19 protein-coding genes are annotated in these 19540 nt (G+C 60.0%); 9 read left to right on the top strand and 10 right to left on the bottom strand.

Annotated elements, in window-relative coordinates:
• Positions 1-83 precede the first annotated feature (83 nt).
• The 3 genes from lnt to FGZ14_RS15550 all read right to left on the bottom strand — a co-directional run bounded on the left by lnt (position 84) and on the right by FGZ14_RS15550 (position 2972).
• A complete protein-coding gene (lnt, locus tag FGZ14_RS15560; RefSeq protein ID WP_257883246.1) occupies positions 84-1778 on the bottom strand; it encodes an apolipoprotein N-acyltransferase in 1695 nt (564 codons plus the stop codon).
• Positions 1778-2515, bottom strand: coding sequence for a 16S rRNA (cytidine(1402)-2'-O)-methyltransferase (rsmI, locus tag FGZ14_RS15555; protein ID WP_139925128.1), 738 nt, complete (start codon positions 2513-2515; stop codon positions 1778-1780). The genes lnt and rsmI overlap by 1 nt, the downstream gene beginning before the upstream one ends.
• Before the next feature lie 196 nt (positions 2516-2711).
• The gene (locus FGZ14_RS15550; protein WP_139925127.1) at positions 2712-2972 is read right to left on the bottom strand and encodes a 4a-hydroxytetrahydrobiopterin dehydratase; all 261 of its coding nucleotides are present in this window, start codon (positions 2970-2972) and stop codon (positions 2712-2714) included.
• 245 nt (positions 2973-3217) lie between these two features.
• Here FGZ14_RS15550 and FGZ14_RS15545 point away from each other — a divergent pair, with 245 nt between their 5' ends.
• Positions 3218-4489 (top strand): multidrug effflux MFS transporter, encoded by a 1272-nt coding sequence (locus FGZ14_RS15545; protein WP_308217154.1) that lies wholly within the window; start codon positions 3218-3220, stop codon positions 4487-4489.
• A gap of 157 nt (positions 4490-4646) precedes the next feature.
• Here the strand turns inward: FGZ14_RS15545 and FGZ14_RS15540 are convergent, their stop codons facing one another.
• Positions 4647-5159 (bottom strand): hypothetical protein, encoded by a 513-nt coding sequence (locus FGZ14_RS15540; RefSeq protein WP_139925125.1) that lies wholly within the window; start codon positions 5157-5159, stop codon positions 4647-4649.
• Between the two features lie 13 nt (positions 5160-5172).
• Entirely contained in the window at positions 5173-6330 is a 1158-nt protein-coding gene (locus FGZ14_RS15535; protein ID WP_139925124.1) for a zinc-dependent alcohol dehydrogenase, read from the bottom strand.
• A 370-nt stretch (positions 6331-6700) separates the two neighbouring features.
• Between FGZ14_RS15535 and FGZ14_RS15530 the strand changes: the two genes are divergently transcribed.
• From FGZ14_RS15530 to FGZ14_RS15520, 3 genes are all read left to right on the top strand, one after another.
• Complete coding sequence (locus FGZ14_RS15530) at positions 6701-7201, top strand: hypothetical protein (RefSeq protein WP_139925123.1); 501 nt, start codon at positions 6701-6703, stop codon at positions 7199-7201.
• A 78-nt stretch (positions 7202-7279) separates the two neighbouring features.
• Positions 7280-7495, top strand: a complete 216-nt coding sequence (locus FGZ14_RS15525) for a hypothetical protein (protein WP_139925122.1) — start codon at positions 7280-7282, stop codon at positions 7493-7495.
• A gap of 91 nt (positions 7496-7586) precedes the next feature.
• On the top strand, positions 7587-8288 hold the full coding sequence (locus tag FGZ14_RS15520) for a metallophosphoesterase family protein (protein ID WP_139925121.1): 702 nt from the start codon (positions 7587-7589) through the stop codon (positions 8286-8288).
• Between the two features lie 133 nt (positions 8289-8421).
• Here the strand turns inward: FGZ14_RS15520 and FGZ14_RS15515 are convergent, their stop codons facing one another.
• From FGZ14_RS15515 to FGZ14_RS15500, 4 genes are all read right to left on the bottom strand, one after another.
• Entirely contained in the window at positions 8422-9225 is an 804-nt protein-coding gene (locus tag FGZ14_RS15515) for a tol-pal system YbgF family protein (protein ID WP_139925120.1), read from the bottom strand.
• 113 nt (positions 9226-9338) lie between these two features.
• Positions 9339-9854, bottom strand: coding sequence for a hypothetical protein (locus FGZ14_RS15510; protein ID WP_139925119.1), 516 nt, complete (start codon positions 9852-9854; stop codon positions 9339-9341).
• A 273-nt stretch (positions 9855-10127) separates the two neighbouring features.
• Positions 10128-10358, bottom strand: coding sequence for a KGG domain-containing protein (locus tag FGZ14_RS15505; RefSeq protein ID WP_139925118.1), 231 nt, complete (start codon positions 10356-10358; stop codon positions 10128-10130).
• Between the two features lie 291 nt (positions 10359-10649).
• Positions 10650-12875 carry a beta-1,3-glucanase family protein gene (locus FGZ14_RS15500; RefSeq protein ID WP_139925117.1) on the bottom strand — a complete coding sequence of 742 codons (2226 nt, stop codon included), beginning with the start codon at positions 12873-12875 and terminating at the stop codon, positions 10650-10652.
• A 482-nt stretch (positions 12876-13357) separates the two neighbouring features.
• Here FGZ14_RS15500 and glyA point away from each other — a divergent pair, with 482 nt between their 5' ends.
• From glyA to rpiB, 3 genes are all read left to right on the top strand, one after another.
• On the top strand, positions 13358-14650 hold the full coding sequence (glyA, locus tag FGZ14_RS15495; RefSeq protein ID WP_139925116.1) for a serine hydroxymethyltransferase: 1293 nt from the start codon (positions 13358-13360) through the stop codon (positions 14648-14650).
• 158 nt (positions 14651-14808) lie between these two features.
• Positions 14809-15666, top strand: coding sequence for a twin-arginine translocase subunit TatC (gene tatC, locus FGZ14_RS15490; RefSeq protein WP_308217153.1), 858 nt, complete (start codon positions 14809-14811; stop codon positions 15664-15666).
• Between the two features lie 188 nt (positions 15667-15854).
• Positions 15855-16283, top strand: coding sequence for a ribose 5-phosphate isomerase B (rpiB, locus tag FGZ14_RS15485; RefSeq protein WP_139925115.1), 429 nt, complete (start codon positions 15855-15857; stop codon positions 16281-16283).
• 115 nt (positions 16284-16398) lie between these two features.
• Here rpiB and FGZ14_RS15480 read toward each other — a convergent pair whose 3' ends face one another.
• Positions 16399-17829, bottom strand: a complete 1431-nt coding sequence (locus tag FGZ14_RS15480; RefSeq protein ID WP_139925114.1) for a hypothetical protein — start codon at positions 17827-17829, stop codon at positions 16399-16401.
• 339 nt (positions 17830-18168) lie between these two features.
• Between FGZ14_RS15480 and FGZ14_RS15475 the strand changes: the two genes are divergently transcribed.
• Both FGZ14_RS15475 and FGZ14_RS15470 read left to right on the top strand, forming a co-directional pair.
• Positions 18169-18615: a ribosome-binding factor A gene (locus FGZ14_RS15475; protein WP_139925113.1), complete on the top strand. Its 447-nt coding sequence runs from the start codon at positions 18169-18171 to the stop codon at positions 18613-18615.
• Between the two features lie 96 nt (positions 18616-18711).
• Complete coding sequence (locus FGZ14_RS15470) at positions 18712-19521, top strand: bifunctional 2-polyprenyl-6-hydroxyphenol methylase/3-demethylubiquinol 3-O-methyltransferase UbiG (RefSeq protein ID WP_139925112.1); 810 nt, start codon at positions 18712-18714, stop codon at positions 19519-19521.
• The last annotated feature ends 19 nt before the right edge of the window (positions 19522-19540 follow it).

The raw sequence follows: 19540 nt of genomic DNA, 5'->3' as shown, positions 1-19540 counted from the left end.
AGGACCTCTACCGGAGGTAACTCTTGTGTAGTTAACCAGGGGTAGAGGTCCTTCGCTTGGGCTCAGGATGACAAGAACAGGCTTTACGCCGCTAGTTGTTTTCGGTTCTGCGCGGCCCGCACCACCGTTAGCACGAGCAAGAGCACAGCCAGCACTTGGCAGGCGGGGCCAATCAGCTCGCCGTAGCGGACGTAGAAGGTTTGCTCCGTGTTCAGGTGCACGGTGGCGCGGCTGGCTGCCTGCACCCACCAGCCGGTGCGCTGGGTAATTTCACCTTTCTGGTTGATGAAGGCCGAGATGCCGGTATTGGCCGAGCGGGCAATGTCGCGGCGGGTTTCGATGGCGCGCAGGGTTGCGTACTGCAGGTGCTGGTTGTGGCCCGGCGAATCGGACCACCAGCCGTCGTTGGTGATGATGCCGATGAGGGAGGCCCCGTTCTTCACGTAGTCGCCCACAAAGTCGCCGTACACCGATTCGTAGCAGATAACCGGCCCTACGCTTAGGCCCGGAGTAGCGGTGCGGTACACCGTGCGCTCAGGCTGGGAGCCCAGGCCGCCGGCCGTGCCGCCCAGGTCAATCACGAAGGCCGATAGCCACGGCGGCACGCCCTCTACCCCCGGCACCAGCCTCGACTTATGGTAGAACTCGGCCGGGCCGGTGGCGCTACCCAGGTGCAGGGCGGCGTTGAAAATGTCGTAGTAGCCCAGGTCTTCGCGGAAGCGGGCGGTGGGGCTAGCTTTTTCCTTTTGCGGGCCGTACTGCTCCACCGTCGTCAGGCCCGTAATCAGCTCTACCCCCGGGTGCTGGCCCAACCACTGGCGCAGGTGCTGAATTTTGGGGTAGCCGTCGATATTCGACTCGAAGTAGGTTTCATCGAGGGAGGTTTCGGGCCAGAGCACGAGCTTGGTCTGGGGGGTGAGGTTCTGCTCGGTGAGGGTGAGCATGCGCTGCAGCTGCAAGTCGTGGGAAATAAAGTTGGCGCCGCCCTCGAACTTCTCATTAAACGGGTCCACGTTGGGCTGAATCACCAGCACCTCGGCCGTGGGGCCTTTCTCTTGATACTGGCTCCCAATGAGATAGGATGCCCCTATCGGTAGTACGGCCGCCAGCACGGGCCACAGCCAGCTTACCTTCCTCTCGGAGGCTTTGCCCTGAGGATGGGGGGTAGGGCTAGGCTGCCGAAAGCCAAACCACGCCCGGAATACCAGCAGGTTCACCAGCCAGACCCAGACGGAACCGCCCAGGAAGCCGGTGTACTCGTACCACTGCACCCACTGGTTGGCTTGGGCGAAGCCGTTGCCCAGCGTCAGCCAGGGCCAGGTCAGGAACCAGTGCAGGTGCACTTGCTCGAAGGCAATCCAGTAGATAGGGAGGGAGAGGTAGCCCAGCTTCGGGCCGAAGCGCTTCTTGGTGTGGTAGAACGCCGTGAGGGGTAGGCTCATCAGCAACGCATTGCAGACCACGGCCGTAATGCCACCGCCCAAGGTGCTGTAGCTCACCCAGTAGGTAGTAAACAGGTTCCAGAGCACCAGCAGCAAGTAGCTGTAGCGCCACACCTTCCAGCCGCTGGCACCGCGCGTAGTGAGTTGCTGCTCCATGCGGAGGTAGGGAACCCAGCCCACCAGCAGTAGCAAGGCCAGTACAGCGGGGTGCACCGGCCAGCCCAGCCACAAGAGCACCGCGCTCAGCACGGCCAGCAAAGCCGGCTGCCAGGCCGCGAGCTTATCAGAAGCGGCCACCGGCGCGGCGGCAGCAGCAGAAGTAGTTTGTGTCAGCACTATCGTTCGTCGTCAGTATAACGGTCTTCTTTGGTGCGCTCTTCCTTGTGGCCCTGCACCACCAGCACAATTTCGCCCTTGATGGCCGAGCGGGCTGCGAAGTTGGCAGCCAGCTCCGCAAGGGGGGCCGTCAGGGTTTCCTCGAACAGCTTGGTCAGCTCCCGGCTCACGGAGGCCATGCGCCCGGGGCCCAGCACTTCTGCGAGCTGCTCCAGGGTCTTCACAATCCGGTGCGGCGACTCGTAGAAAATCATGGTGCGGGTTTCCTGGGCCAGTTCCCTGAGGCGGGTTTGCCGGCCTTTCTTCACGGGCAGAAAGCCCTCGAAGGTAAACCGCTCGGCCCCGAATCCTGATTTTAGCAGGGCCGGCACGAAGGCGGTAGCCCCGGGCAGGCATTCCACTTTCAGCCCCCGGGCTAGGCACTCCCGCACCAACAAAAAGCCGGGGTCGGAAATTCCGGGCGTACCGGCATCTGATACCAGGGCCATGGTTTCGCCCTTTTCCAGCCGCTCCAGCAGGCGCTGCACTTGCTGGTGCTCGTTGTGGAGGTGGTAGCTGAGCATGGGCTTCTTGATATTCAGGTGCTGCAGCAGCCGGCCACTGGTGCGGGTGTCTTCGGCCAGCACCGTATCCACTTCGCCCAGCACCCGAATGGCCCGCAGGGTAATATCCTCCAGGTTACCGATGGGTGTGGGCACCAGGTACAAAAGCGTAGGGGCGGGGGTAGCAGTTGTCATAGAAAGCAAAGGTAGCGGGAGGTTGCTGGTTGGTAACAGAACATCAGACGAATAGCACCGCTGCTTACTGAAACGTCATTCCGAGCTTGCCGAGGAATCTCGCGTGCTGACGTTGTAGTAGTACTCGTACATCAGCACGCGAGATTCCTCGGCAAGCTCGGAATGACGTTCTATCAGGATGATCTTCTTAAAGCTCCTACCCCTCCTGCACCACGCCGCCATACTCGGCGGCCAGCTGGTCGATGGCGGCGGCGAGCTTCTGATCCTTCTCCGTGACGGTGTTACCGGCGTCGTGGGTGCGCAGGCGGAAGCTGACCACGTTGTACTCGTTGCTCCACCAAGGGTGATGCTCCTGGTACTCAGCTTCCTCGGCTACGTCGCTCATGAAGCTGAAGGCCATCTTGAAATCTTTGAAGCGGAAGGTGCGGGTCAGGGCGTTGTCTTGCTGGGTCCACATAGGGTTGCGGGGTTGGAAAGGGGTAGCGCAAGGTAGGCTTCGCAGTTCGGAAACCGATGCGGGCCCCCTGACCGGCATGCAACGAGTACCAAGCAGCCAACCGTTACCCCGGTTCTACCTTTGTGCTTTCGGCGGCGCCCCACGGAGCAGCTGGCAAAAAAACATTTCCCTGTCGAGCTAATCTTCTCGGGCCGTTCGTGGTTTAAAACCCCAACTACTTCAACCCCCCGGTTTTTCTTTCCGAAATGCCCCCGACCCACCCGTGGCCGGGCGGCATTTCCTACCCCTGCATGAGCAAGCAACGCTACTTTTTTCTGATTCTGATCCTGGGCACATTGTCGGCGCTAGGTCCTTTTTCCATTGACATGTACTTGCCGGGTTTTCCGGCCATTGCCCAGGACCTGCACACCACGCCTGCCAAAGTAGCCCTGTCCTTATCGAGCTTTTTTGTGGGCGTATCGGCCGGGCAGCTGCTCTACGGGCCCCTGCTGGACCGATTCGGGCGCAAGAAGCCGCTGTACGTGGGCCTGCTGCTCTACGTGGCGGCTTCGGTGGGCTGCTACCTCTGCCACTCCATTGATGCGCTGGTAGCCCTGCGCTTTCTGCAGGCTATCGGGAGCTGTGCGGCTACCGTGGCCGCCGTAGCTATGGTACGTGACCTGTTTCCGGTGCAGGATGCGCCGAAGGTGTTTTCCCTGCTTACGCTGGTTATCAGCGTATCGCCCATGCTGGCGCCTACCATTGGTAGCTATATGATATCGGCTTACGGGTGGCAGTCGGTGTTTCTGGTGCTGTTTCTAATGGGGGCCCTGATGCTGCTGGCCAGCATCTTCTGGCTGCCCGAAAGCTACCAGCCCGACCCTACCTACTCCCTGCACCCCAAACCTATCCTCACCACCTTCTGGTCGGTGCTACGGGAGCCGCAGTTCTTCACCTACGCCCTCACCGGCGCCATGACGTTCGGAGGGCTACTGGCCTACGTATCAGGCTCGCCCCTGGTGTTCATGGACATCTTCGGGGTCAGTGAGAAAACCTACGGCTGGATTTTCGCCCTACTCTCAGTAGGCTTTATTGGCTCCAGCCAGGTGAACAGTTGGGTACTGCGCTACTACCGCAGCGAGCAAATTGTGCTGGCGGCCATGGCCTGCCAGTCGGTTATTGGGCTGGTGTTTCTGGTGGGGACCTGGCAGGGTTGGTTCGGGGTGGTAGGCACCGTGGTCATGCTATTCCTGTTTTTGTGCTGCCTGGGCTACGCCAACCCCAATGCGTCGGCTTTGTCCATTGCTCCTTTCTCGAAAAACGCGGGTAGCGCCGCTGCCCTCATGGGGGCCACCCAAATGGGTGTGGGCGCGCTGGCCTCGTTTGGGGTCAGCATGTTCAACACCCGTACGGCCGTGCCTATGGTAGCCATTATGGCCTCCACCGCCCTGCTGGCTCTGCTCATTCAGCTCATCGGCCACCGCGTTATCGGGGAGCCTGTAGCCGCCTCCGAGGATGCTGTGGTGTTAGTGCACTAAGAAGCACACCAGTAGCGCGAAAATCTGTTTCGAGCTACTGTTTTTGCCGCACAACGTCAACATAGCTCTAACACAGAAAAGCCCCACCGTTGCGGAAAGCAACGGTGGGGCTTTTCTGTGTTCTGCGCTTCTGCTGAATGCAGAAGCCTACCAGCATTTAGTACTGGTACTTGTTCTTTTTGTCGTTGTCGCGGGTCAGGATGAGGATGCTACCGATGGTAACGGCGGCAATGGTTGCCATTTTTGCCACAAAGGCCGTGCGGTTGTGCTTCCACTCGGCTGCGTAGCCTTTCTCGGCGAAGATGTTGGGCACTTTGCCCTGGCCTAGGTCCTCAATAATGCCTTCTACCACGTTCACACGGTCGGCGAGCAGCAGGGGCAGCCAGTGGCCGTAGTGCGATTCGCTGTACTTAAAGGCAAAGCGCCGGATCATGCCACTCAGCCCCACGGGCGGCGACGACTCACCGAACACGGCCGATACGTTGGGCCGCTCAATGGACTTCAATACTTCCACATCCTCGGGCTGCAAGGAAGCCGGGCGGTGCTTGCTGTCGGGGTCTTGCGACACGTTCATGCGGGGCTCCCGCATGGGGTAGGTCGGGTCGTTTTCGGGGTTCGCATCAATTCCCCAACCGGGTAGCTTCTGCGGGTCTCTCAGAGTATTTTCCATGGGTCAGGCGAGGTTAAATGTTGGAGGAAGGGAAAACCAGCAGCGGCTTGATGCAGTTGTCGAGCTTGGCCGAGAACAGGCGGTAGCCCTCTGCTACTTCTTCCAGCGGAATCCGGTGCGTAATCAGCGCCTTGGGGTTAATCACGCCATTCTGCACGTGCTCAATCAGGCGCGGCAGCAGGCGCTTCACCGAGGCCTGGTTGCCCCGGATGGTCAGGCCTTTGTTCAGCACGTTACCCATCGGAATCAGGTTGTCGGTGGGGCCATATACACCCACTACCGACACTACCCCGCCCTTCTTCACGGAGTTGATGGCCCAGTGCATAGCCGTGGCCGAGCCGGCCTGCAGCAGCAGCTTGCGGCCCGTAATGGTTTGCATGGCGTTGCCGGCAGCCTCAGCGCCCACGGCGTCAATCACACAGTCGGCACCCATGAAGTCGGTTTGCTTCTTGATGAACACCACCGGGTCGTCCATGTCCTTCTCAAAGTTGTAAGCCTCGCAGTTGGCATAGTTACGGGCAAACTCCAGGCGGTAGTCTTCCTTGTCGATGATGATAACGCGGCCGGCGCCAAACAGCCAGGAGCAACGGGCAGCCATAATGCCTACCGGACCGGCACCGAATACTACTACCGTGTCACCCTTCTGAATACCAGCCATTTCGGCGGCCTGGTAACCGGTGGGTACTACGTCGGTGAGCAGCACGGCATCATCGGGGTCCATGCCTTCCGGGATTACCGTGGGGCCCACGTTGGCATAAGGCACCCGGGCATATTCGGCCTGGCCGCCGTTGTAGCCGCCGGCGGTGTGCGAGTAGCCGAAGATACCGCCCACGGCGCTGGCCTGGGTGTTGGACTCGTGACAGTTGCCGAACATGCCCTGCTTACAGAAGTGACATTCGCCGCAGGCCACATTGAAAGGCACCAGCACATGGTCGCCTACTTTGATTTTGGTTACTTCAGATCCTACTTCCTCCACAATTCCGCAGAACTCGTGGCCGAAGGTCATGCCAACCCGAGTGTCGGGCACGTTGCCATTGTATAGGTGCAGGTCGGAGCCGCAAATGCACGAACGGGTAACCCGGACAATGGCATCCTGCGGATGCTTGATTTCCGGCATGGGTTTCTGTGTGGCACGGACCCTTTTAGGGCCCCGGTAGTCCATTGCTAGCATAAGAATCCTGCGTTAAGGTTCAGGGTGGTGGGACGGTTACGGCCCCTGCCCCGCGTTGCTCCTGCTAACGGGCTCAGAGCCTTAGGCAAGCAACCGGGGTAGCGGCCCCTGTTATACTGTCTGTCTTATAGTCAGGGTTGCGAGCACCCGGCCGATCAGGCTGAAACCCGTATTTACCCGCCAAAAACTCCGCACAAATACGTAGCACCATGAGTTGCTACCGGCCGGACGTACTTTTTCGGGGCAGTTAGTGGGGCACCAGAAGCCGGTGTGAATATGCTTTTGGCTTCCACTAGATCTGCTAAACCCAAATCCGTAAACCACAGTACAACGGCTTGTACACTCTCCCAAACCGCTACCCCTCTTTCCCATGGCCATTGACCCCAACAACCGCCCCATCCGCGTTATCAACGACGATACCACCGACCAGGAACTAGCCGCCGGACACATTATTCCGGGTGCTGATCCACCCAAAAATGAATCAGCCCGCGGCGGCTTTGGCAACCGCGACGGCAAGGAAGGCTACGGCACCGACAGTGAAACCGGACTTACTTCGCTTTCCGTAAACGAGGAAGCCGATAAAGTAGGCCGCCCGGCCGATAACCTGCGCAGCAACGAGGAAGGCCGCCAGGACCTCCCGAACCAGGATATGCCCGATGAGCGGGACCCGGATTTGCAGCCCCGCCGCCCCGTAGATGAGCTGGACGCCGACGATGACCGCCCCGGCCGCGACGAGATGCGCAACCCTAACTCCCGCGTGGGCATGGGCCAGATGGAGCAAGTTCAGCCCAATAATGAGGAGCTGGCCCGCCAGGGCACCAACGCCGACCTCACCGACCCCAACGCCTCCGACTCGGCCATTGTGCAGTAGCCGTGTAGGCCCGGGCCCCGCCCGGTTTTCGCCCTGACCACCCTATCTATCTGAAAACAAGCTTGATTCCTGAACGCCATGCCCTACAAAAGCAATAATACCAACCAGCAGTCCAAGGAAAACCACGGCAGCCCTACCCAATCGGAGCTGCCCAAAGGCAGCGGCGACCTGCCGGTAAACGACCGGGATGACCAGACGGAAGACCGCTTGGAGCAAGAGGCGCAGGACGCGCCCCAGCGCCATCCTAACCGCAACCTTGAAAAGCAGGACATCGGCAAGCCGCCGTACGCATAAGCCGGGCCATGCCCGCCAGGGAAAGCACCTGCCTCGGGCAGGTGCTTTTTCTTTGCCCACCTGTTTGCTTTCACCCTGATTTCCGCCGCTCATGGCCCGCTACGCTACCACCGATATTCACGGTTGCCTGCTTTCCCTCAGGCACTTACTGGAGGAAAAGATCAAGCTCAAGCCCCAGGATGAGCTATATGTACTGGGCGACTACGTAAACAAAGGTCCCGACAGCCGGGGCGTGTTGGACTACCTCATGCAGCTGCATCAGCGCGGCTACCAGATAGTGTGCCTGCGCGGCAACCACGACCATGACCTGCTGCGCGCCGCCCAGGGCGAAATAACCCTTACCTGGGGCTCCGTGGACGACTACAGGCTTACGCTGGATAGCTTCGGGGTAGAACGACCCGAGGACATTCCGGAGCGCTACCTGCGTTGGATCAACGACTTGCCCTATCAGTTTGATATTCCGGGCTTTATGCTGGTACATGCTGGCTACGATTTCCGGCAGCCGCCCGCCGAAATGCGCCAGCAGTGGCATACCATGCTCAATATCAAAGAGTTTGTATTCGACGCTTCGCGCACGGGAGGCCGGCGCGTGGTGCACGGTCATGTGCCTACCCCCACCTCAGAGGTTGAGGCCCAGGTGAAAGCTCAGAAAGGCTCCATCGGGCTGGATACCGGCTGCGTGTACCGCCACAACCCGGAGCTGCACCATCTGGCCGCTTTGGACCTCGATGCCAACAAGCTGTACCTGCAGCCTAACATCGAGCCCGACTACCCCATTGGGATGAGATATTGAGTTGCCAGTTGTGAGTTGCCGATTGTCAGTTGATAAGGATGAGCTGCCGATTGCTAGAAATAGCGCCAGCGGGATGACTTACCAGTAACAACTCACAACCGACAACTCGTAGCCGGCAACTCACAACTCACTACTACTCTTGAGGCAGGGCGTTGGAGCGCAGGAGTTGGCGGGCGGCGTCCTGATAGGGGTTGCGGGCGTCGTTGGCGACAGAGCGTAGCGTGTTGCGGGCGGCCGTAATCTGCTGATTGCGCCAGTAGGCCATACCGAGGTGGTAGCGCGCCCTTCCGGCCAACGGCGAGGCCGACTGCATGGCCACGCGCCGCAGAAACGGCTGCGAAGCCCTGATTTGCTCTGGTTCTTCCTGGCTGAGCAACATAATTCCGCTGTAGTACAGCAAAGTATCTTGGCCTAGGCTGCTGGTGGGCACCCGGCGCAGATTCTGCAGGGCCTTAGCATAGTGCTCGTCGCGGAACTGGCGCATGGCCTCGGCCAGCAACGGCCGCCGGCTCTCATTCACGGCATCATCGGGCAGGCCGGCATCGGGCACGTAGTAGCGGGCCCAGGCAGCCTCAGGGGTAGGGGTATTGGGGCGCACCATCAGCCACAAAGCCAGCAGTGCCCCCGCCACTACGGCGGCTACTACCCCCCACTGTTTCTGGGTTTTACGCTGGCGTCGCCGAATACGGGTAAGCGCCTCCTGCCGCTGGTCGAGGCGGCGGTCGAGGGCCAGCAGGCGCTGGTGCAGGGTTTCGTGGCCAGCTACCCAGCGCAGATCGGCCGTGAGCTGCTCGTAAGCCTGATAAGCTTGGTAGAGCCCGGCGTCCTGCTCCAGACGAGTTTCAAAGTCGGCCTGCTCGGCTCTGGTCATCTGGCCATCGGCGAAGCGTTCCAGCTCTTCCAGGTAAGGGCGCAGGTCGAAGGCGGGCGGCGTCATGGCAGAAAGTAACCAGGGAAAAACGCGCCTGAAAAACCAGCGGCGCGCAGGCAGAAGAAAAGTAAAGACAATTGGGAGGCTAAGCTACGCAGAAGCGGGCAGCCGGTTATGCGTCAGGCTGCGCTGCCGGCCCCCATACGCATGCGCAGCTCATAGAGCTTGCGCAGGCAGGTAGCCTTCTGCAGGCGGGCCACGTTGGCGTTGGCAAAGCCCATTTTACCGGCCACCTTCTCGAAGTTGTAGCCCCGGAAGTAGAAGTACATCAGAATCTTCTGGCAGTCAAGGCCAAGCTGCCGGAACAGCCGTAGCAGCTGCTGGCGCCGGCCGGCCTCATCCTTGGGCAGGATTTCGGTGGTAGAAGCCGCGCGCAGCTGCTCATCGGCCAGGCCGTACACGTAAGCGCGCACATCGGGCGGCAGCTTGGTCAGGCGGCCGTCGGCTACCTGGTCGTAGAAATCAACAAGTACCGTGCGCAGCAAGGCGTGGGCCGCCGCGGGCTCCAGCTGATGCTGCCGCCGGGCCCAGCGGGCAAACAGGTCGCGGTTCTGTTCATAGAAAGCAATCAGGTACGACTGATTGCCGATGCGCAGACTGGTCAGGACTTCGGCGAGCTGTTGGGGGGAGTTCATAGCAGCAAGTAACGAGGAAGTAGCCACATGGTGCAACCCATACGGCAAAAACGCGCCGGCCGCCCACTTTTTGCCCCACTACTTCTCATCGAAAGCTCCGCGCTACGACGTGCCTACCCCTGCTTGTGCGTGCAACTCACTGACCAGCTTACCAATGCGCTACCGGTCCGCATCCATCCGGTGCCCTACCCCTCCGGTAGGCCCGAAACGCAACAGAACTCTCCCAGGGTCTGAGAGAGTTCTGCTGGGGAGAACGAAACCGGTGAGTACTGGCTAGCTGGCAGCTCCGGCCTGTCCGTTGCGGCTCCGGCTGGCCTGGCCGCCTTTGCGGCCGGCTGCCCGGGCTTCTTCGGAAGTAAAGCGGTGGCCGCGGCCGCTTTCATGCGATGCTTTTCCGCCTTCGCTGGCAATGCGGCGCTGGGTAGCGGGGTCCATGGCCGCAAAGCCCCGGGGACGCTTGGTGGCAGGTGTTTCAGACGATTTCGTTGAGCGGGTAGTAGCCATGACAGAAAAGGAAAAAGTGAAGTAGAAGGCAGTTTTGCTCCCTTTACGCTACTGCTATGCTATCGATGTAGCTTCATCCTGTAAATACGCATTTTCAACGAGCAAATAAGGGGTTTTACCTAGCGCCACTCCGTATCAATCTCGACACTATGCGTTATCTACGGATGAGCCCGAAGCTCCTCCCGACTTACCTTGCCTCATGTCCGCGAAAAGCTAAACTGCCGTTGCGCACATACAAAGCAGGCTGCCCGGTGGGGCAGCCTGCTTTGTATGTGCCAGTCAGCAACGCGTTTACTTCGTGAAGCGGTGGGTAATGGTTTGTTGATTTTGGGTGGTTACCTGCAGCAGGTACATGCCGGCCGGCAGGGTGCTTACCTCTGCGGTACCCCGATCAAAGGGGCCGGTGACTACGGTGCGGCCGTGTAGGTCCAGTACCCGGTAGCGGCTGCCCGCCAGGTTTACTTCTCCGCCACTCAGCTGCAGGCGGTCCACCACGGGGTTAGGGTAGAGCTGGGTACCCAGGGTAGCCGCCTCGGGCGCGGTGGTAGCCAGGGCCGTGCGCGCCGCCGCCGAAGACTTGCTGATGCGCACCCAGTTGATGTTCCAGCCGCCCGTCTGGGCATAGATGCCGAAGTTGTAAGTGCCCGCGTTGATGGTCACGGTCCGGGAAACGGTGGTCCAGGTTTGCCAGCTGCCGGTACCCGGAATGGTGCTGTTGCCCAGCTGAATAGCGCCGGCGTTCAGGTCTGAGGAAATAGTGCCGCCGCTGGCCCCGCTGGCTACCCGGTACTCAATGGTGTAAGTGCCCGAGGTGGGGAAGTTGATGCCGTTCCATACCAGGTAGTCGCCGGCATCCACGAAGCCCATGTTCTGGCCGCCTTCCGAGCAGGTTTCCACTGTCATGCCGTTGTTTACGTTGGCAGCTTCGGCCTGCAGGGTCAGGCTGAACGCCGGCGTGGAGGTAGTAGCCGTGCGCACCCGCAGGGAGGTCGTTTTGTCGTTCCAGTTGCCGGTACCAAGAGGGTTGTTGACCAGGCACCCGTTGCCGGCGCTGCCCACCGTGAGCGAAGCCCCACTGTAGTTGTCGTTTTCGTAGAGCACTACCTCGTAGCCGCTGTTCACCTTCAGCGAGGAAACGTCGTCGTTCAGAATACCCCGGGCTTGCAGGGCGGCCAGGGTGTAGTCGCCGGCGGGCAGGTTCACAGCCGTGCCGGTGTAGTTGCAGTCTTTATAGAAGGTAGCCACGCCGGTAGCGGGGGGCGGGGTGGTGCTCAGGCCGGCAAAGCCCCCGAAGGTGGCCACCACTTTGGTGGGTTGGGGCGTGTGCAGTGACGAGGACTGGTCATTTACATCATCATAGGCAAAGCCGTAGTTCAGGTTATCTACGCTGATGCCGCCCTGGTGCCAGAAGCGGGCGTAGTAGTTGGCCGGAGCCGTGAGGTAGTACTGGCTGGCGTTGTACCAGTTCTGCTGGCCGGGGTTGGGGGTAGTGGTGTTTACTACGTGCCGGTTGATGGCCGCGCACAGCTGCGACTGTATCACCAGGTCTAGGTCACCGTCAACCACGCGCTGATCCAGCACGCCCTTGCCTTCCAGCACTTCCTGGGTGGTAGGCTTGCGCGAGATGATGCCCGTGCGGCCCACGAAACCGCCCGACTGACCCACTACCTTCAACTGCCCATTGGTGATACGGCCCTTGAATACGCCAGCGTCGCCAGCATTGAAAATCAGGTCTTCGTTCACGTACTTGCTCCAAATGGCATCAATGTAGGAGCCGAAGTAGTTGGCCTGGGCCCCGCCCGCTTGGAAAGCCGGCGACTTACCGGGGCAGGTGATGGTGCCAGCCGAGGTGTTCAGCAGACTCTGGAAGGCCGTAGGCGCAAAGCTCTGGTAGGCGGCCAGAATATCGGCGTGGCTTTTCAGCTCGCCGGCGCGCTTGTAGTAGCCGTTGCCCCACAGCTCCAAGCCCATGGGGTAGTGGTAGGAATCGACGCGGGTATGGTTGCCAAAGAAGCCGTACTGGTTGTTGGTCAACTCAATGAACTCGTAGCGGATGCCCTTGTTCGGGTCGTTGGGGTTCTGAAAGTCCGGGGCGGCGTAGCCCGAGGGTGCCCCGGATGCCCCGAAAAAGTACAGGTACAGCTGCTGGCCCTGGGCAATGAACACCCGGCAGCCCGCAATGTAGGGCAGGGTAAACGTCTTGTTTGGGATGTTGCTCAGGCGCGTGAAGCAGGCCGCGTACTTCGAGTTTTGGCCCGGCCCGGTATTGCCATTGTACGTGGGCCCCGTTACGGTATTGTACGCCGAGGACATGGGCAGCACCTGGCTATTGGCGGCGTTGATCCAGAGGTGGTTACCGGCCTCATCCTTACCTACAATAGCCACATACAGGTCTGAATCGGGGTAGGGCGAGTTGTTGGCAATGGTGAACGGGATGCTACCCTGGGCCCACCCCGAAAGGGGTAGCAGCACACTTAGCAGCAGAGTAAACAGTGAAAACAGCGTAAGCTTTTTCATAGATGAAATGGTTGTGGTGGGAATTGGACAGGGCGCACCGCTTCAGCTTCCCCGGCGGGGGTAGGTGCGAAGTCGGTGTGTAAGAGCAGAAGAGGAGCGGCGGAACAGACCAGCCAGCAAGGCGGCCCAGCAGGAAGAGTGGGGCTGCCGGAACAGGCCGGCAACCATAGGACATAGCCAATGTAAGTGACTTTTACCCGGTAGAAAAAGCTGGAATTTTCGGCCCTATCCCCCTACCAAACACCTGCTGCGCACGGGCCTTTTCTGCTACTGCACACCCCCGCCAAAGGCCCCGGAGGGTTAACGCCGATTCAGGGGGTAGGCGCCCCCGCTTAAAGCACACGCTGCCAACCAGCTATTACACCACCGCACCCCCAAATTTTGTAAGTCGGCTAGGGTCTTTTCTTCTTATCCGGTCACCATTCACTTCCTCACCTCAACCCCTGATTACCTCATTCCCTTTTACCCTTACCTTTGACGATATGGAAACGCAAGCCACCACCCTCGCCCAAGACACGGCCATCTTCGATCTGATTCAGAAAGAGCAAGAGCGGCAAACCCACGGTATTGAACTCATTGCCTCCGAGAACTACGTTTCGGAGCAGGTGATGCGGGCCCAGGGCTCCATCCTCACCAATAAGTACGCCGAGGGCCTGCCCGGCAAGCGCTACTACGGTGGCTGCGAAATCGTGGACCAGATTGAGCAGTTGGCCATCGACCGCGCCAAAGCGCTGTTCGGGGTAGAGTGGGTGAACGTGCAGCCGCACTCTGGCGCCCAGGCCAACGCGGCCGTCATGCTGGCCGTGCTCAACCCCGGCGACAAAATTCTGGGTTTCGACCTGAGCCACGGCGGCCACCTGACCCACGGCTCGCCGGTAAACTTCTCAGGCAAGCTCTACAAGCCTTCATTTTACGGTGTAGAGCAGGAAACTGGCCTCATCGACTGGGAGAAAGTAAAGGAAACCGCCCGCCGCGAGCAGCCTAAGCTCATCATCTGCGGAGCCTCGGCCTACTCCCGCGACTGGAATTACCAGGCCCTGCGCGAAGCTGCCGACGAGGTAGGGGCCCTGTTGCTGGCTGATATTTCGCACCCTTCCGGCCTTATTGCCAAGGGCCTGCTGAATAACCCCTTCCAGCACTGCCACATTGTAACCACCACTACCCACAAAACCCTGCGCGGCCCCCGTGGCGGCCTGATCATGCTGGGTAAAGATTTCGAAAACCCCTTCGGCCTGAAAACCCCGAAGGGCGAAATCCGGCTGATGAGCAGTCTGCTCGACAGCGCCGTGTTCCCCGGCACCCAGGGTGGCCCCCTGGAGCACGTTATCGGGGCCAAGGCCGTGGCTTTCGGCGAGGCTCTCAGCGACGCCTACACTGACTACACCCACCAGGTTATCCGGAACGCCCAGGCGCTGGCCAATGGCTTTGTGGAGCGCGGCTACCAGATTATTTCCGGCGGCACCGATAACCACTTGATGCTGATTGACCTGCGCAGCAAGGGTCTCACCGGCAAGCTGGCCGAAAACACCCTCATCAAGGCCGATATCACCATCAACAAGAACATGGTGCCCTTCGATGACAAGTCGCCTTTCATCACCAGCGGCATGCGCATCGGCTCGGCCGCTGTTACCACGCGCGGCCTGAAGGAAACCGACATGGCCCGCATCGTGGACTTTATTGACGAGGTACTGACCCACAACGCCGATGATGCCCGCATTGCCCGGGTGCGCGGCGAAATCAATGAGTGGATGCAGCAGTACCCGCTCTTCGCTTAACGGTGAACTGGTGAAATAGTGAGTTGGTGGGTTCGGTTTGATTTCCGCAAGCCGAACCCATCTTCTTCCCCTATTTTTTCGTTTGTTTCTTGCCGCTTGTTGCAGGCCGGTTGGTTTACTCACCTTTTCGCCACTTCACTATTTCACCATTTCACTCAGTGGATTCACAACAACCTGCGCTGGGCGACCAGCAGGAAATGTCTTTTATCGACCACCTGGAGGCCCTGCGCTGGCACATCATCCGGGCGGCCATTGCGGTGGTAGTGTTTGCCCTGGGGGCCTTCTTTGCCAAAGACTTTCTGTTTCACGACCTGATTCTGGGTCCCTCCCGCCCCGATTTCTGGACCTACCGGATGCTGTGCCGGGCCGGGGCCCTGCTGCATGCCGAAAGCCTGTGCGTTGATAAAATCGGGTTTGTGATTCAGAACCGCGAGATGAGCGGGCAGCTCTCCATGCACCTGAGCTCAGCCTTTATCGTGGGCCTGGTGCTGGGTTTTCCTTACCTGTTCTGGGAGCTGTGGCGCTTTATCAAGCCGGGCCTGTACCCGCACGAGCGGCAGAACTCCCGCGGGGCCGTGTTTTTCGTTTCGGTGCTGTTTGTGGCCGGCCTGCTGTTCGGCTACTACATTGCCGCCCCCATGAGCATCAACTTTCTGGCCGGCTACGTGGTGGACCCCACCATCGAAAACCAGATTGACATGCAGAGCTACATCAGCACCCTTACCACGATGACGCTCTCGTGCGCCTTCGTGTTTGAGCTGCCCATGATTGTGTTCTTCCTGGCTAAAGCCGGCCTGATTACGCCCGAAATCATGCGCGTGTACCGCAAGCACGCCATTGTGGTCATTCTGATTGTAGCCGCCATCATCACCCCCCCGGATATTTCGGCCCAGCTGATCGTGACGGTACCCATCATGCTGCTCTATGAGCTCAGCATCAATATTGCCCGCGTGGTCAGCCGCACCCGCACGGCCAACCTCAATGCCCGCCTCGCCGAAAACCAGGGCGTAGCGTAGAGAGAATTTGGATGTGGGTAGTTGAGAATAAAGGAGAAATGGGAAATGAATAAGGTAACATGAGGGAAAGCTGCAAGGCGTACCGCCCCATTATCCATCATCTATACCCACCTATCCTTCATTCAACTACCTACTAGTTACATCCTTAATCCCTCATTCAACTACCCACCTCCATTACCCTTGATCCTATGAAACTTGCCATCGGCTCCGACCACGCGGGCTTTGAGCGGAAGCAAATGCTGCTGCAGTGGCTGCGCGACAATGGCTACGAGGTCCAGGACTTCGGCACCTCCTCCGCGGCTTCCGTCGATTACCCCGACTACGTGCACCCGCTGGCCTCAGCCGTAGAGCGGGGCGAGTTTGAGCGGGGCATTCTGCTCTGCGGCTCGGCCAATGGGGTGTGCATTACGGCCAACAAGCACCAGGGCATCCGGGCCGGGCTGGCCTGGGAGCCGGAGGTAGCCACCCTGATCCGGCAGCACAACAATGCCAACGTGCTGTGCATTCCGGCCCGCTTCGTGGATGAGGAATCCGCCCGCGCCATCACCAGCCAATTCCTCAATACGGCTTTCGAAGGCGGCCGCCACCAAACCCGCGTCGATAAAATCAAGCTGTAGTCGGTTCGGCCGGCACGAACGTAAGCCGCAGCCCCTACCCCCACCATGCATGCGAACTGGCGGCAGACGCGGCGGCTTTGCCGCCGCGTCTGCCGCCAGTTCATCTTTTACCTTTTCACTCCATCACCTCATTACCTTTCAGCCTGTACACGCCGGGCGTATTGGTGGGTTGGTAGCGGCCGAAGATGCCGGGTACTTTGTATTGCAGCTCGGGTAGCAGGCGGGCCTGGTCGATGAGGTATTGGGGCGGCGACTCGCGGAAATTCTGGGCCAGCCGGAACACGGCGTTGTACTCCCGCAGGTGGCCGAAATCGGTTCCGGCTAGGCGCCAGTCGAGGTAGGGAGTTGCCAGACGATTGTGCAGGTAGGGGCGCTGATCGGGGCCCAGCACCAGCAAACGCTGCCCCTGCAGGAAGGCATAGCGTGGGTTGGGCTGCACGGCGTAATGATGCTCGGCCGGAATCTGGAGTACCTGCTCCAGGTGCAGGACGGCCCGGTAGCGCACCGCCACTACGGCCCCTATAACCAGCAGCAGCAGCACCTCGGGTACCCAGGCCCGCTGGGCTTTCTGCCACAGAAACAAACTGAAATACGTGAGCGGGGGTAGCAGCAGTACCAGTGTACCGGTGGCCATGCCCCGACCTACGGCCGCAATGCCTACCGCCACCAGCACCCACACCAGCATCAGCTGCTGGAATTTCACCTGAAACACCAGTCCCAGGGAGGTAGTAAAGCTGCGCCCGACGCCCAGCAGCAGCAGTACCCCCGGCAGAATCAGCAGCCGTAGCAGCACCCACAGCGGCAGGCCGTCGGTTTCGTTCACAATGCCCTGCAGGGTAGGCGTCAGGTGAAACTGGGCAAAACCAGGCAACGACTCCGTATAGAGAAAGAAGGTAATAACCACCGAATATGGAAACAGAAACCCGCACACCAGTAGCAGAAAGCTGCGAAAGGAGTTGGCCGCAAATACAATCACGGCAAACAGCCCTACCAGCAGAAACAAAGCCAGCGGCAGATAGCACAGGGCCCCTACCCCTATCAGAAATCCGGCCCGGAATAGGCGGCGGTTATCGTAGCCCTCCCGGGAGGTAGGCAGTAGGGCACTGAGGGCCGCAATCAGGAAGGTGTGCCCCAGCAGCAGGGGCGAGAGTGTATCCAGGTCGGTGGTGAGGCTACCGATGAGCAGGAACGTAAGCGCCCCCACGTAGCCTCGCTCGGGGTGCACATCGGCCCGGTTGAGCACGAAGTTGAAGCGCAGGGCCTGAAACGCCAGCAGCACCAGCGCCAGAATGCGGTAGAGCCAGATCGGTCGGCTGGCGGCCACATCGAGGGCCCCAAATAAAGCCGCCGACAAGGGCGCGGTGCTGTCGTACAGGTCGCGGTAGAGCAGGGCGCCTTCGTGGAGCCGCTCCCCCACCAGCAGGGCCCGCAACTCTACCGGCGTGAGGGCAATGCCTAGCCACAGCAGCGGCAGCCGCAGGGCCAGCAGCAACAGCAGCAGCGCAAACAGGCGGGTGGGCAGGGAGCTTTTGAAAAATTGCAGCAAGGAAGTAGCAAGTGAGAAACAGCCGACAACCGGCGTCAGGCAGTTGTAAAAGTACAGCATCTAGGCCCCTTTGCGAAGGCGCCCGTGATCAGACGGCTGGGGCCCCTGACGCCCCAAAGCCAGCGGCCGCCGGCTGGGTGCCGCTCACCCTGTCCCGCCCGGGGCGGCCTACCCGCTTTTGCTCCCGGCTTATTCCGGCCCGTTTGGCCTGCTACCCCACCCGCGGGGCCCAACGTTAGCGGCGGGCTACCAGCCAAGGGGTATTCTCGAACTCTTCTTCCCTCACCCCCAATTACCTACTTACTTAATCCTCTTCAACCGGTATCTTTGCGGATTCTTATGGAAAGCAAACGACAGCAAAAAGTAGCCAGCCTGCTCCAGCAGGAGTTGGCCGCCGTATTCCAGCGCGACCTGCCCCACCTGTTTCCGAGCCTGCCGCCCGGTATCAGCTTGGTGCGCGTATCGCCCGACCTGGGCGTGGCCCGCGTGTATCTGAGCCTGCTGATGGCCCAGAGCAACACCGCCGGTGAGCAGCAGCTGGCCCTGGTGCAGGACAACCTCAAGGCCATCCGGCAGGCCCTGGCCAAGCGCGTGCGCCAGCAGCTGCGCATCGTGCCCGACCTGGTTTTCTTCCTCGATGACTCGGCCGCCTACGCCGCTCACATGGATAAAGTCTTCGGCGACCTGCACATTCCGCCAGCCCCCTCAGCGGAGCCCGAGGCCGGCTCTGATGCCGAAGGCACCGCGCCCAAACGCCCCAAACTCTTCGCCGACGAAGACGAGTAATGAGGTGGTGAGATGGTGAAATAGTGAGTTATCCTGCTGACTACTACGCCATCAGAACATCCAGCTCACCATTTCACCATTTCACTATCTCACCCCTTGTACTACGATCCGATTAAGAAGTCGCTCGGCGAAGTGTTCAACCGCACGCCCTTGCTGCGCCGCCTCTTCTACCACCTGCTCGATTTGCTGCTGCTGCGCACCTGGCACGTTCACCGCGAGCTGCGCCAGTGGGCCAAAGGCCGCACCAGCGAGGCGCTGAACATCCTCGACGCCGGCTCGGGCTACGGGCAGTACACCTACTGGATGAGCGGACTGAGCCGCAAGTGGCAGATTCTGGCCGTAGATGTCAAGGATGAACAGGTAGCCGACTCCAATCAGTTCTTCCGCCAGATTGGGCGTACCAACGCTCAGTTTGCCGTGCAGGATCTGGTGCTTTACCAGCAGCCCAACTCCTTTGATCTGGCCTTGTCGGTGGATGTGATGGAGCACATTCTGGAAGACGTGGAGGTGTTCCGCAACATCCACGCCTCCCTCAAGGACGGCGGCATGCTGCTTATCTCTACCCCCTCCGACCAGGGCGGCTCCGATGTGCACGCCGATGGCGAAACTTCCTTTATTGAGGAGCACGTCCGCGACGGCTACAACATCCACGAGATTCAGCAGAAGCTGCGCACGGCCGGCTTTGAGCGCATTGAGGCCCGCTACAGCTACGGCGAGCCAGGCCAGGTGTCCTGGCGCTTGAGCATGAAGTACCCCATTCTGATGCTGGGCAAATCCAAGCTGTTCTTTCTACTGTTACCCTTCTACTACTTGGTAACGTTCCCGTTCTGCCTTATTCTGAACTGGTTCGACGCCAATACCAAGCACGATTCCGGTACCGGCCTGATTGTGAAAGCCTGGAAATAGACCTTTTTTCCGTTGGCGG

Source organism: Hymenobacter sp. DG01 (assembly GCF_006352025.1).
Classification (GTDB): domain Bacteria; phylum Bacteroidota; class Bacteroidia; order Cytophagales; family Hymenobacteraceae; genus Hymenobacter.
Note: the sequence above shows the minus strand (reverse complement) of the source record. Positions and strands in the feature narration are given on the sequence as shown.

Excerpts from the sequence above, each read along its gene's own strand:
- rsmI (WP_139925128.1), bottom strand. The coding sequence starts at position 2,515 with ATGACAACTGCTACCCCCGCCCCTACGCTTTTGTACCTGGTGCCCACA.
- FGZ14_RS15550 (WP_139925127.1), bottom strand. The coding sequence starts at position 2,972 with ATGTGGACCCAGCAAGACAACGCCCTGACCCGCACCTTCCGCTTCAAA.
- FGZ14_RS15545 (WP_308217154.1), top strand. The coding sequence starts at position 3,218 with ATGCCCCCGACCCACCCGTGGCCGGGCGGCATTTCCTACCCCTGCATG.
- FGZ14_RS15540 (WP_139925125.1), bottom strand. The coding sequence starts at position 5,159 with ATGGAAAATACTCTGAGAGACCCGCAGAAGCTACCCGGTTGGGGAATT.
- FGZ14_RS15535 (WP_139925124.1), bottom strand. The coding sequence starts at position 6,330 with ATGCTAGCAATGGACTACCGGGGCCCTAAAAGGGTCCGTGCCACACAG.
- FGZ14_RS15530 (WP_139925123.1), top strand. The coding sequence starts at position 6,701 with ATGGCCATTGACCCCAACAACCGCCCCATCCGCGTTATCAACGACGAT.
- FGZ14_RS15525 (WP_139925122.1), top strand. The coding sequence starts at position 7,280 with ATGCCCTACAAAAGCAATAATACCAACCAGCAGTCCAAGGAAAACCAC.
- FGZ14_RS15520 (WP_139925121.1), top strand. The coding sequence starts at position 7,587 with ATGGCCCGCTACGCTACCACCGATATTCACGGTTGCCTGCTTTCCCTC.
- FGZ14_RS15515 (WP_139925120.1), bottom strand. The coding sequence starts at position 9,225 with ATGACGCCGCCCGCCTTCGACCTGCGCCCTTACCTGGAAGAGCTGGAA.
- FGZ14_RS15510 (WP_139925119.1), bottom strand. The coding sequence starts at position 9,854 with ATGAACTCCCCCCAACAGCTCGCCGAAGTCCTGACCAGTCTGCGCATC.
- FGZ14_RS15505 (WP_139925118.1), bottom strand. The coding sequence starts at position 10,358 with ATGGCTACTACCCGCTCAACGAAATCGTCTGAAACACCTGCCACCAAG.
- FGZ14_RS15500 (WP_139925117.1), bottom strand. The coding sequence starts at position 12,875 with ATGAAAAAGCTTACGCTGTTTTCACTGTTTACTCTGCTGCTAAGTGTG.
- glyA (WP_139925116.1), top strand. The coding sequence starts at position 13,358 with ATGGAAACGCAAGCCACCACCCTCGCCCAAGACACGGCCATCTTCGAT.
- rpiB (WP_139925115.1), top strand. The coding sequence starts at position 15,855 with ATGAAACTTGCCATCGGCTCCGACCACGCGGGCTTTGAGCGGAAGCAA.
- FGZ14_RS15475 (WP_139925113.1), top strand. The coding sequence starts at position 18,169 with ATGGAAAGCAAACGACAGCAAAAAGTAGCCAGCCTGCTCCAGCAGGAG.